Below are 12,247 nucleotides of genomic sequence, written 5' to 3'. Positions count from 1 at the left end.
ACACATCGATAACACGCATTTGTCACAAATATTACCGACAATCACAGCGGTTTTAGGGACTGTTGTTCTGATTAAATGATATTAACAACAACTTGTGGAGTCTTTATTTTGAGTGGAGCTTGTACGGTACAGCTCGTGACACAAATAAGTCATAACACCTCAAAAATAGACCACAGACGTTGCCAAAAGCATTCGACTGAAAGCATTTTTCGCTATTGCTAGCGTTTTGCTCAGCATCAAATCTTAAACCAAGATAACAATGCTTTTGTGTCAGATAGAATTTAACCGTTAAAAGGTTAGCAGCCCCTAGTGAGTTAACTCTAAATATTCCTCAATAGACCTAAGGGTGATGATAGTGATAAACCATAACAAAATAGCTGCGCTATTCGCGGCCAGCATAGTAAGTGCTGGGGTAAACGCTGCAGTACTCCCCAATGTACAAACAGAAAGTGACTGGTATAAAAATGGCGCTCAACGCGTTGTAGAAAAAACCCAGCAAGCCCCTAAGCAACAGGCTAAAAATGTCATCTTATTTGTCGGCGATGGTATGGGTATTTCGACCCTGACTGCTGCTCGTATATACGCAGGACAACAAATCGAAGGCAACCAAGGCGGTGAAGAACACTACCTTAGTTTTGAGCACTTTGATAATACCGCACTCGTTAAAACTTATAATACCAACCAACAAACTCCTGACAGTGCCGGTACCATGACTGCTATGGTCACTGGGGTCAAATCAAAAGCTGGCGTACTTTCAGTATCTGACACTAGCCTCAGAGGAAACTGTTTATCTTCACAGGGAAATGAGCTGACAACGCTTATCGATTTAGCCAATGCTAAAGGCTTATCTACCGGGGTAGTTTCCACTGCACGAATTACCCATGCCACGCCAGCGGCAAGTTATGCCCGCAGCCCTGAGCGTAACTGGGAAGCCGATAGTAACTTAACAGAAGAAGCACTCAGCAATGGCTGTAGCGACATAGCAAAACAGCTAGTGATGCGTGACGCTGACAATGCCCTCACCGTTGCCTTAGGTGGTGGACGTCGTAACTTTATTCCTAGTGAAACGGTTGATGGCGAGAATAAGTCAGGTCGAAGAAGTGATGGACTCGATCTCACCCAAGCTTGGTTAGATAACTTTGAAAATGCAGCGTATGTTTGGGACAAAGCAGGTTTTGATGCTATTGATGTCAATACAACGGATCACTTGCTCGGTCTATTTAACTCTTCACATATGGAATATGAAGCAGACCGTTTAGATGACATTGGCGGTGAACCTTCACTGACAGAAATGACAGCAAAAGCGATCGAAATGTTGAGTAAAAATGACCAAGGTTATTTATTGATCGTTGAGTCAGGACGCATCGATCATGCCCACCATGGCGGTAATGCTAAACGTGCACTTGTCGACACAGTCGAGTTTTCCAATGCAGTGCAATCTGCCGTTGCCGCAACCAGCAATGATGACACGCTCATTATGGTTACCGCAGATCATAGCCATGTATTTACCATCGCAGGCTACCCAAAGCGTGGTAACCCTATTTTAGGTCTGGTTCATGGCGTCGATGGTTCACTATCTACCGCTGCTGACGGCATGCCTTATACCACCTTAGGTTACACCAACGGTCCAGGTGCTGTAGTAGGCAGTCGAGAAGATCTGAGCAGTGTTGATACCCAAAATGTTGACTTTCAGCAGCAAGCTCTCATTGCCACTAGCAGTGAAACCCATGCTGGTGAGGATATTAGCCTGCACGCCAGTGGCCCTGGTGCCCATTTAGCTCAAGGCGTTATTGAGCAAAACGTCATTTTCCACATCATTAATCAAGCCCAAATGCTTGGCGGCACTAAGTACTAATTGGAGTAATCAACATGAAAAAGCATCTACTTGTATTGTCTCTTGCTGCAGCATTAGGACTTGGACTTACCGCGTGTGGTAGTGATGGTGACACTGGTGCAGCTGGCTCAAATGGCAGTAACGGCACTGACGGGGTTGATGGCAGCGACGGTAGTAACGGCACAGATTGGACTAATGTCAACGCCTGGTTTGTCGATGGGCAAAACCGCGTTGCCAATGCGCAATCACTGACAATTAACAATGAAGCAGGTAAAGCTAAAAACGTGATTCTATTTGTTGGCGATGGCATGGGTGTATCTACAGTAACTGCCGCTCGCATTTTAGATGGCCAGCTAAAGGGACAATTGGGTGAAGAAAACTCACTGTCCTTTGAAACGCTACCTTATGCAGGTTTAGCCAAGACATACAATGTCGACGGACAAACTCCAGACTCTGCAGGCACTATGACTGCAATGGTCACAGGTGTAAAAACTGATGTCGGTGTCATTTCACAAGCCCAAGGTGTTACGCGTGGCAACTGTGAATCAACCTCGGGTCAGAACCTAATGACGGCAGTTGAACTTGCGTCTATTGCGGGGCTATCAACCGGTGTGGTCTCTACCGCCCGAGTCACCCACGCAACGCCAGCAGCGACCTATGCTCATGTACCTGAGAGGAACTGGGAAAATGACAGTGACCTACCCGATGAAGCTGTCACCTACGGTTGTAAAGATATTGCCGCACAACTTTTAGACTACCAATATGGTGCCGGCATTAATGTGGTGATGGGCGGCGGACGCCGTAACTTTATCCCGTCAACCATGACCGACCCTGAAGGCAAGTCTGGGCGACGTAGCGACGGACGCGACTTAACCTCGGAGTGGACCACTAAGTATGTTAACTCAGCTTATGCTCAAGACCGCGATCAGCTTTTAGCTATTGATGCTGCAGCGACCGACCATCTACTTGGGCTGTTTAATTCATCTCATATGGATTACGACTATGACCGCACTGAAGATGGTGTTACCGGTGAGCCATCACTGGCTGAAATGACGGCCAAAAGTATTGATATTCTTAAAAAGAATGACAAAGGCTTTGTCCTCATTGTAGAAGCTGGCCGTATTGACCATGCTCACCACGCTGGTAATGCTGCTAGAGCGCTGCACGATACCATCGCCCTGTCGGAAGCAGTTCGTGTCGCGATGGAAAAAACCTCTGCCAGCGATACCTTGTTAATGGTGACAGCCGATCATAGTCATGTATTTACTATTGCAGGCTATCCAACTCGTGGTAACCCAATTCTTGGTTTAGTCAAAGGTAATGACGCTAATGGCGCTCCATCAGTACTCAACTCAACTGACAACAATGGTCTGCCATATACCACAGTTGGCTACACCAACGGTCGTGGTTTTGCCAACTTAGCCATGGGCGGAGATGAACGTTATGGTTACGATATACAGGCTGGACGGGTTGATCTTAATTACGTTGACACCCAAAGTGCAGGCTTCCATCAAGAGGCACTGATTCCGCTATCAAGTGAAACCCACGCGGGTGAAGACGTGGCAATTTTTGCTAGCGGTCCAGGATCTCACCTTCTACAAGGTACTGTAGAACAAAACCATATCTTCCATGTTATGAACCATGCAGCCGGTCTTGTTAATCAAGCCCAAGCAGCGCAATAACATCATACTAGCCGAGTAACCTTGGTTACTCGGCGCTTTATAGGATTAAGCCATGCGCAATGTATTAATGGCAACCATGCTGCTCAGCCCAGTTACTTTAGCAGGGCCAGTGTTAGCAGCAGACACCTGCCCCAAAAACCTGAAACCGACTGCTTATCAAGCCACTTACCATGTAAAACGTGCCAATGGTGAAACTCACCAACTGGTTTTGACTCGATTAGGTAATACCATACGTTATCAAAATAGTGACAATATCTTTGAGCAGTGGACACAACAAGGCGAGTTTAGCCGCTTCTTTGTTAAAGAGCAGCGCTCAGTGACTTATACCGTCGGCGATCTGCGCTCGTTGCACCGGGTGCCTAATATTGAACAAAAATTCCATTTGATCGCTCCCGCTTCGCTAGAACAGCTTCAGCAACAAAGTGCGTCTGCCCACCCCTGCTTCGAGCTCACGCAATACAACAGCACTCAAACACATCAGCTAGCGGTAACTTGGATGGAAGCACTGCAACTTCCCCACACATTTAGCTATCAAAGTGGTCAGCAACAAGTGCAATTTTCACTGCAGCAAATTAGTTCGATTTCTGCTGAAGCATTCAATGCCAAAGTGAGTAAATTTAGCGATATCGACTTTGCAGATATTGGTGACAGTGAATCAGATCCGTTTATCGCTAAAATGATAAACCAAGGATTTATAGAACATGGCAGCTCGGGGTTTTATCACAGTGATGGCCACAGTATGGGTGGTAGCGGCCATTCCCATAGCCATTAGCTGAACTATAGCCATTAGCTGAACTATAGCCATTAGCTGACTTATAGCCATTAACTGCTGTGCAGCAGTTAAAGGTAGCTCGCTATGCCCGAGCTACCTTTATCATTTACACTAAATGCGATTTTAACTTAGTAATAAAGGTTTCAATATCACTGCGGTTAATGTCTGCATGGGTAACCAGTCTTAGCGTGCTGCCCGGGCTGATAAGAATACCGTCTTTTTTAAGCTTTGCAGCCAATTGATGAATATCCACACCTTGGGCAACTTTGGCAAATAGCATGTTAGTTTGTACCGCACTCACATCCAGCTCAAACTCGTCGATTTCTGCAAGTTTCTGGGCTAAAAATAATGCGTTTTGGTGATCTTCAGCTAAACGCGCGACTTCATCATTAATCGCCAACTGTGCAGCCGCAGCCAATATACCTGCTTGGCGCATACCACCACCCAGAACTTTACGCCAGCGACGCGCTTTGGTGATTAACCGCTCATCACCTAACAACAAAGAACCAACGGGAGCCCTAAGGCCTTTAGATAAGCAAATAGAAACCGAGTCGAAGTGCTGAGTTATATCGCTAATCGCGATACCTTGAGCTACCGCGGCATTGGCAACACGAGCACCATCAAGATGTATCTTCAAGCCGTGATTAAAAGCCAATCCCTGAGCTTGAGCGAGATAGTCCATAGGCAAAATTTTGCCACCAATCGTGTTTTCTAAACTTAATAACCGCGTGCGGGCAAAGTGGGCATCATCAGGCTTAATGGCGGCTTTAATATCAGACAATGCAATTGTGCCATCAACTTGATTAAGCAAAGGCTGAGGTTGAATACTGCCAAGCACCGCAGCGCCACCGCCTTCAAATTTATAATTATGAGCATCTTGACCACAGATATATTCATCACCGCGTTCACAATGTGCCATCAATGCTAATAAATTAGCCTGAGTGCCAGAGGAGGTGAATAACGCTCGATCAAAGCCAAAGCGTTCGGCAGCCATCGCTTCCAAACGGTTAACCGTTGGGTCATCGCCATACACATCATCGCCAACTAACGCTGTGCTCATTGCATCACGCATCGCTTGTGTAGGTTGCGTGACCGTGTCACTTCTAAAATCAATCATGTCACCCTCTGGGTACTGCAAGTACAAAATCGCATAGTACTCCGACAACTGAAAACTCTCTAGTCACGAGCAACAAGTTTTCACTTAGTGTGCGATCTAAGCCAAATTTTGCAGTTCAGTTTTCGCCATAACTCAGCTATCAGTATTCCTAAGGCTCATGATAATCAGCTTAAGCCAAAAGCATTATTAGCTAGGTTAAGGTGTTACCACTAAAGATTAGAAAATATAATGCAAAATAGAATAAAAACACTAGTCAAAAATAGCCAATGTGAGGCAAAATCTGCTGCCTATTTTTTTGAGCAGTAACACCATGGAAATTAAATTTATCAGTTTACTTTGGCTTATTGGCATCATTGCTGAAGCAATGACTGGTGCCTTAAGCGCCGGCAAACGCCAAATGGATCTGTTTGGTGTGGTGATCATTGGCTGCGCTACGGCCATAGGTGGTGGAACTTTACGCGATATGCTGTTGGGGCATTACCCTATTATTTGGATAGAAAATCCCCACTACCTACTTGCCATTGCTTTTGCATCGTTACTGACGGTGGTGATTGCCCCTGTAATGCGTTACTTATCGAAGTTATTTCTGACTATTGACGCACTCGGGCTAGCAGTATTTTCAATTGTAGGCGCACAAAAAACCCTGATGCTAGGCTTTGGTCCTGTCGTCGCGATTGTAATGGGGTTAGTAACCGGCGTTTTTGGTGGGGTTATTCGTGATATTTTATGCAATCAAGTCCCTTTGGTATTTAAAAAAGAACTCTACGCTGTTGTGGCCTTAAGCACTGCCTCACTCTATGTGACGATGAAATTTTTCGGTGTTCCTGAGTGGATAAATCTAGCAGCTAGTTTAAGCTTTGGATTTGGTTTTAGAATGGTGGCGCTACACTATCGCTGGTCGATACCACAGTTTAATTACCAACAAGAAGATCAGCACAGCCATTAGCTTTAACGATTCGAGTTAACCATTAACTTTAGCCGCTAGCACATAAAAAAGGTCGACATCATGTCGACCTTTTTTATGTTATATCATTATGCTGCGGGCGGTGTTTCCTTAACATGCAGGTCCAACTGCGGGAATGGAATACCAATGTCAGCCTCATCAAGCGCCAGCTTAATTTGCTCTAAAATTTCAAAATATGCTGGCCAATAATCACTGCCTTTAACCCAAGGGCGAACTACAAAGTTTACCGATGAATCCGCCAATTCAGACACTGCCACAGTATAAGCAGGATCTTTTAATACATAGGCGTTATTTTCGATAACCGATGTGAGCACTTGCTTAGTTTTAGCCAGATCAGCGTCATAGGCAACTCCTATGACGAAATCAACTCGGCGTTTATCCATGGTTGAGTAATTCACAATGGTGCCATCCATCACTGCAGAATTGGGCGCGATAACCACTTTATTGTCTGGCGTCAGTAATTTGGTCGAAAAAATAGTGATTTCATCTACGGTGCCGGCTACGCCTGCCGCTTCCACATAATCCCCGACTCGGCATGGGCGGAAGATAACCATCAACACACCTGCAGCGAAATTAGATAAGCTCCCTTGCAGTGCTAAACCTACAGCCAAACCGGCAGCACCCAATACAGCAACTAACGAAGCTGTTTGGATACCAATTTGCCCTAACGTTGCGATAACGGTAAACACAAACACAACTGCCCAGGCCATGTTAGCGACAAAAGACACCACAGTTGGCTCTAGTTTGCGCTTATCCATTAGCTTAGTAGATACTTTTTTAGCCACGTTTGCTAAATACTTACCCACCAGAAATATCACAAGTGCAAACAAGATATTGAGTCCATAACTCATGATCAAGTTAGGCGCCTGCTCTAACAAATTTTCAATACTATCCATTTATTACTCCCTTAACGATTCGAATAAAATTTAGTTACTATTTACTACAAATTCCACGCGTCGATTCAAACTACGACCCAATTCAGTGTCATTACTGGCAATAGGGTCGTTGCTCCCCATCGCCTTCACTGTAAACACACTTGGGTCATAGCCAAAATCAGTGATAAATACATCTTTTATGTTGTTGGCGCGTTGCTCAGAGAGCTTTAGGTTAAAGCCTGATTCACCAATGCTATCGGTGAACCCAAGCAAACTTAAATGCTTGTTATGTTCCGACAAAAACTCATTTATCTGTCCAATTTTAGCCCATTGTGACATGGCGATTTCCGCTTCAGCGAAAGCAAACTGAACAAATAATGGCGTTGCTTGTGTGCAGCTTTTTGGAAACAAACCTCCCTGGGTAGTTTTTAAACACAGCTTCTCAGTAACTTGTGGTCGCTGACAGCCTGCCGCGTCAACTACGGCTCCCCTAGGAGTGTCTGGGCATGCATCCTTGATATCCGGTACGCCATCACCATCACTGTCTTGCCAAGCCAATGTAACGGGAATGTAGCAAAGCAATATTGCAATCAGAAAATGTCTACGCATATTATCCGCTCTATTATTGCCACTTAAGATCTTAATACCTAAGACTTATATAGACTAACTGCCAGAATTAAACAATAGATGCACAAACTAAAAATGACCAAAGCCAATGACACAGTTAATTCATCTAGAACAAAAAACAACAAACCGCCAACATCATTAACATTGGCGGCATTCTATCGTTATTCCTAAGTAACCACAAAGCTTAATCAGCAATTTATTGCGTCTAGCCAAGATAAGTCAGTCAAATACATCGATTAACTACCCCGCATTAGCCATTTCTTTCATATTTGATTCGGTAAAACGGTCATATATCGCATTAAAAATCATTGCATAGAAAAAGAAAAACACTAAAAACGCCGCTTCTAAAACCAGTGCAGATAACAAGCTAATCCCTAAGAACCAAGCAACTACAGGTAGCGTAACGACGATAATTCCGGCTTCAAAGCCTAGTGTATGAACAATTCGCATCATTACAGTTCTACTGCTGCGCTCAGCCCCAAAGTAGCGATCAAATGCAATGTTATAGAAGTAGTTCCATACTACGGCATAAATACTAAGACCGACGGCCACCACCATCATGTCAGCAGCATCTTTTTGTGCAAACAAGGTAGCGAGTGGCACAACAATGATTAAAGCGAAAAATTCAAAAAGTAATGCGTGAGTAATTCTTTGTTTAGTATTCATGTTGATGACCTAGTCCGGTTTGTTGTTGCACTTATTATCATTCATTAATAAGATACTTAAAAACTAGATACCATCACCTTTACTGATATGTTTACCATTGAACAATTGAGTGCATTTGTTGAAACCGTAGAAACTGGCTCATTTTCAGCAGCGGCACGCAAGCTGGGAAAGGTTCAATCAGCAATTAGCCAGCATATAATGACGCTGGAGATAGATACCAATCAGCAACTGTTTGACCGAAGCGGCCGATACCCGCAACTCACTAAAGCAGGCAAGAGATTATTACCTCAAGCCAAAGCGGTCATTGCACAACACCGACGCCTTAGCCAGCAGTTAAAAAGCCTAGATGAATCGGAGCCACAAACCTTAACACTGGCATTAGATGAAGGTGTTCCCTATGGGGAGTTAGCACAACACCTCAGCGCTTTTTCAACAGCTTGGCCTAATATTGAACTTGAATTCTTAAATGCCTCTAGCCACGATATTATTCAACTAATCCAGCATAGGCGCGCTGATATTGGTTTAGTGGTTAGTGAAATAACCTACCCAGATCTGGTTGAGTTCGAAACTATCGGCAGTATTGAGTTTGATTTGATGGTATCGACAAACCACCCTTTAGCGAAAACAGAGCTGACCCACCTAGATATGCTTAAGTTGCATCGACAAGTTGTCATTGGTGCCCGTGATCGCTCGCCTAGCCTATATAATCTGCAGCATTCTCCAGATGTTTGGTTTGCAGATAACTACTACATGATTGCCGAATTGATTAAAGGTGGGTTTGGTTGGGGAATTGTCCCTAAACACATTATGCAAGATGCGCTCATGGCGAAACAGGTTTGCAGCTTACCAGCCAACTTTCAGCAACTGGATTGGCTAGCAAACATCGACATTATTCAGCATTTAGGTACTGGCAACGCCGCTAGCCAAGAGCTACGTCGCCAGTTGCGGCTGATGATGCAATCTAGCCGTGGCTAACTGACTTGTGCTTGTTGATACCAATTAGACCAAGCCGGGCGCACAGCCTGCTCTACTTGAAACTGCATGCCATCAAGTAGTTTAATTAATAGTGCACGATCTTCAGCGCGAGTAGAGTAAAACAAGGGGTCATAAAAGCAACGACGCTGAATAGGATTGAGTTGAGTGTCAAAACCTTTGTCGACGCCACTGACACATAGCTCATGAGCTCGTCGCTGAAAACTGATTGAGTGCTCATCTTCAAAAATGTGTGCCACTGGTCCCATCAGCAAAATCAATGATAATCGGCCTGGTGGTGAGTTTTGCCAACTATCAAGCTCGCCAGCTTTTAGCTGACATAACAGCGTTTTCCAGTGAACTTGAGTCGCTTCACTGAGCTCGTTAACTTCAACACCATCACCCTTTTGATAATGATGAAACCACTGCTGTAAAAAACCTTCCACGTTTCGCCTCAACCTACAACTTGAATGATTAGACAGGCAGCATACCACCTGCACTCAAAACAGATATGTTGGACTTTGGTCTAACTGGTTGTTAGATCACACTTCTACAGAAGCCAGGATCAAAAAGAGCGGCTATTGCCGCTCTTTAAAAATGATGAACTTTCTTACTTTGCCGAAGGCATTGGTGGGTAATTCAACATCATTTCACCAATAGCTTTATTGATCACTTCAACGCGCTCTTCAGGGGTGTTTTTATCACGAATGGTATCAGCAACTGAACCGCGCCAAATCAACTTACCGGTTTCGCGATTAACCATATCAACAATCAATGTGCCAACTTCATATTCACGCACAGTTGTTTGAGTATGCATGTTGCCACCATAGCCCCAACCTGGGCCATAGTATGGGTTATAGCCAAAACTGGTGTTAAAGGTATCTACGTTAATTTTCTTATCCACCTTAGTTAAGTAGTTAACTAAAATATCAGCGCTTTGCGGATCAGTTTTACTGATACCTTTTAATTGTAAGTTGTTATCAACCGCGCTGCGGACACGCTGGTCCATAAGACCATCAAGGTGGTAAGTAGCATCTTTGTTCTTTTGCTCAACCCAAGCATAAGTTTTGATATCAGCAAAATTGGCTTGAGGATCATAATCCGAGCTAGTTTTCAATGAACTACAAGCGGACAAGGCTAACGCCGCTGCCAATACGATAAACTTCTTCATAACTTTCACTCCTATAAATCCCAAGCTTAGGTTATATACCTAATTCATTAGCAAAGAGCTTACATAGCTATTGGGTGTTCCACAACTCTATTTTAGATCTAAATCACTTTTATTCAGCTTGACTTCAGCAAACATGTAAATGATAATGATTATCACTTAATAAATTTAACAGAGATAAATTATGACTTGGTTCATCGCTGCTTTTACTATCGCTACGGCAATTTTTATCTTCGGCCCCAAACAAGTGAGCGAACAACAAACTCATAAAAACAGTGAACTGCCTAAGCAATGGTCACTACTGGTACTCCCCATAGTGGTATTAGGCTGGTTCGCGGTAACGCAACTAAATAGTCAAACCTCAATGTTTGACATTGTTGCTTTAGGTTTTGTTTTATCGGCTTGCAGTATTGCGCTCCCAGTGCTGCGTCGCTTTATCCTGCCTTGCGCCGGACTCACCAGTGTTGCCCTCATCATTGCGATAATTGGCAATCTGTAGCAACACGGTATTTATGCTCAGCGATCTCCCTGCAAATTGATCGATACGCTCTAAGACCACTTTTCGTGGTCTTTTTTTTTGCCTTTCTCCCATAGTGACAACGAGTTTGTTAAACTTAAAATAACTCAATATCACCAGTACATAAATCATGAGAATTGATCCGAACATTTCACTTGTTTATAGCACAGATGGCGGGAAAATTGCCCCTGAAAAACCGCAGAAAAGCGCCCCTAAAGGCGACGGTATAATTCGTATCCACAAAGACAGTAAAGGCCGTAAAGGTAAAGGTGTGTCGGTAATTAAAGGTCTTGAGCTAGATGAAAAGGAATTAAAAGCCTTGGCTCAAAAGCTTAAAAAACAATGTGGTTGCGGCGGCACGGTCAAAGATTTCAATATTGAAGTTCAAACAGATAACCGCGAACAACTTAAAACACTACTCGAAAAGCTGAACTATACGGTTAAACTTGCTGGAGGCTAATCCTGTGGCTGAGCCTAAAATGACAAGTCTACAAAATCACCTTCTTTTAGCGATGCCATCGCTTCAGGACACTTTTTTTGAACGTTCAGTTATCTATATTTGTGAGCATGATGAAAAAGGCGCAATGGGCATAATGATCAATAGGCCTATTGGTGTAGAAGTCGAAGAGTTGCTGAAACAGATGGAGTTAGACGATAATCTTGAGTTGATGCCATCACTTGCCACCAAAGTGTTAGTCGGAGGCCCTGTTAACCCTGAGCGAGGCTTTGTATTACACACGCCTCAATCCCATTGGGCCAACAGCGAGCAGATTAGCGATGAGGTAATGCTTACCACTTCACGCGATGTACTCGCCGCTATCGGGAAAGAGAGTTCACCAAAAGATTACATTGTTGCTTTAGGTTATGCAGGCTGGGGACGTGATCAACTCGAGCAAGAGATTGCCGAAAACAGTTGGCTTTCTATCCCTGCCACTGCCGAAATTCTGTTTAATACCGACCATGACCAACGTTGGCTACAAGCAACTCAATCATTAGGGTTTGATATCTGGCAATTGTCTCATCAAACTGGCAGAGCGTAAGCAAACTAAAACC

The 12,247-nt window shown here is 44.0% G+C and carries 14 protein-coding genes; 8 read left to right on the top strand and 6 right to left on the bottom strand.

Going from position 1 to position 12,247, the window contains the following annotated elements; all coding sequences use genetic code 11:
* Nucleotides 1–349 precede the first annotated feature (349 nt).
* Genes ACHUFW_RS01455 through ACHUFW_RS01445 form a run of 3 tightly spaced genes read left to right on the top strand, consistent with a single transcriptional unit; the run spans nt 350 to nt 4,288 of the window.
* Nucleotides 350–1,855: an alkaline phosphatase gene (locus ACHUFW_RS01455; RefSeq protein ID WP_394200482.1), complete on the top strand. Its 1,506-nt coding sequence runs from the start codon at nt 350–352 to the stop codon at nt 1,853–1,855.
* 14 nt (nt 1,856–1,869) lie between these two features.
* Nucleotides 1,870–3,516, top strand: a complete 1,647-nt coding sequence (locus tag ACHUFW_RS01450; protein WP_394200209.1) for an alkaline phosphatase — start codon at nt 1,870–1,872, stop codon at nt 3,514–3,516.
* Between the two features lie 52 nt (nt 3,517–3,568).
* Complete coding sequence (locus tag ACHUFW_RS01445; protein WP_394200208.1) at nt 3,569–4,288, top strand: hypothetical protein; 720 nt, start codon at nt 3,569–3,571, stop codon at nt 4,286–4,288.
* Nucleotides 4,289–4,394: 106 nt separating this feature from the next.
* Here ACHUFW_RS01445 and ltaE read toward each other — a convergent pair whose 3' ends face one another.
* Nucleotides 4,395–5,405 carry a low-specificity L-threonine aldolase gene (gene ltaE / locus ACHUFW_RS01440; RefSeq protein WP_394200481.1) on the bottom strand — a complete coding sequence of 337 codons (1,011 nt, stop codon included), beginning with the start codon at nt 5,403–5,405 and terminating at the stop codon, nt 4,395–4,397.
* A 310-nt stretch (nt 5,406–5,715) separates the two neighbouring features.
* On the opposite strand from ltaE, the gene ACHUFW_RS01435 reads away from it, so the two are divergent.
* Complete coding sequence (locus ACHUFW_RS01435) at nt 5,716–6,351, top strand: trimeric intracellular cation channel family protein (RefSeq protein WP_394200207.1); 636 nt, start codon at nt 5,716–5,718, stop codon at nt 6,349–6,351.
* 86 nt (nt 6,352–6,437) lie between these two features.
* Here the strand turns inward: ACHUFW_RS01435 and ACHUFW_RS01430 are convergent, their stop codons facing one another.
* From ACHUFW_RS01430 to ACHUFW_RS01420, 3 genes are all read right to left on the bottom strand, one after another.
* Complete coding sequence (locus ACHUFW_RS01430) at nt 6,438–7,265, bottom strand: mechanosensitive ion channel family protein (RefSeq protein ID WP_394200206.1); 828 nt, start codon at nt 7,263–7,265, stop codon at nt 6,438–6,440.
* 30 nt (nt 7,266–7,295) lie between these two features.
* Entirely contained in the window at nt 7,296–7,853 is a 558-nt protein-coding gene (locus tag ACHUFW_RS01425) for an OmpA family protein (RefSeq protein WP_394200205.1), read from the bottom strand.
* A gap of 258 nt (nt 7,854–8,111) precedes the next feature.
* A complete protein-coding gene (locus ACHUFW_RS01420) occupies nt 8,112–8,537 on the bottom strand; it encodes a PACE efflux transporter (RefSeq protein WP_394200204.1) in 426 nt (141 codons plus the stop codon).
* Between the two features lie 87 nt (nt 8,538–8,624).
* On the opposite strand from ACHUFW_RS01420, the gene ACHUFW_RS01415 reads away from it, so the two are divergent.
* Nucleotides 8,625–9,512, top strand: a complete 888-nt coding sequence (locus tag ACHUFW_RS01415; protein WP_394200203.1) for a LysR family transcriptional regulator — start codon at nt 8,625–8,627, stop codon at nt 9,510–9,512.
* Here ACHUFW_RS01415 and ACHUFW_RS01410 read toward each other — a convergent pair.
* Nucleotides 9,509–9,955 carry a DUF924 family protein gene (locus tag ACHUFW_RS01410; RefSeq protein ID WP_394200202.1) on the bottom strand — a complete coding sequence of 149 codons (447 nt, stop codon included), beginning with the start codon at nt 9,953–9,955 and terminating at the stop codon, nt 9,509–9,511. The two genes, ACHUFW_RS01415 and ACHUFW_RS01410, sit on opposite strands and share 4 nt — an antisense overlap.
* Nucleotides 9,956–10,119: 164 nt before the next feature.
* A complete protein-coding gene (locus ACHUFW_RS01405; protein WP_394200201.1) occupies nt 10,120–10,680 on the bottom strand; it encodes a DUF4136 domain-containing protein in 561 nt (186 codons plus the stop codon).
* A 181-nt stretch (nt 10,681–10,861) separates the two neighbouring features.
* On the opposite strand from ACHUFW_RS01405, the gene ACHUFW_RS01400 reads away from it, so the two are divergent.
* From ACHUFW_RS01400 to ACHUFW_RS01390, 3 genes are all read left to right on the top strand, one after another.
* Complete coding sequence (locus tag ACHUFW_RS01400) at nt 10,862–11,176, top strand: hypothetical protein (RefSeq protein ID WP_394200200.1); 315 nt, start codon at nt 10,862–10,864, stop codon at nt 11,174–11,176.
* Nucleotides 11,177–11,324: 148 nt separating this feature from the next.
* Entirely contained in the window at nt 11,325–11,654 is a 330-nt protein-coding gene (gene yciH, locus ACHUFW_RS01395) for a stress response translation initiation inhibitor YciH (protein WP_394200199.1), read from the top strand.
* A 19-nt stretch (nt 11,655–11,673) separates the two neighbouring features.
* Nucleotides 11,674–12,234 carry a YqgE/AlgH family protein gene (locus tag ACHUFW_RS01390; protein WP_394200480.1) on the top strand — a complete coding sequence of 187 codons (561 nt, stop codon included), beginning with the start codon at nt 11,674–11,676 and terminating at the stop codon, nt 12,232–12,234.
* The last annotated feature ends 13 nt before the right edge of the window (nt 12,235–12,247 follow it).

It is taken from the genome of Shewanella waksmanii, assembly GCF_043643685.1.
GTDB classification, from domain to species: domain Bacteria; phylum Pseudomonadota; class Gammaproteobacteria; order Enterobacterales; family Shewanellaceae; genus Shewanella; species Shewanella waksmanii_A.
Note: the sequence above shows the minus strand (reverse complement) of the source record. Positions and strands in the feature narration are given on the sequence as shown.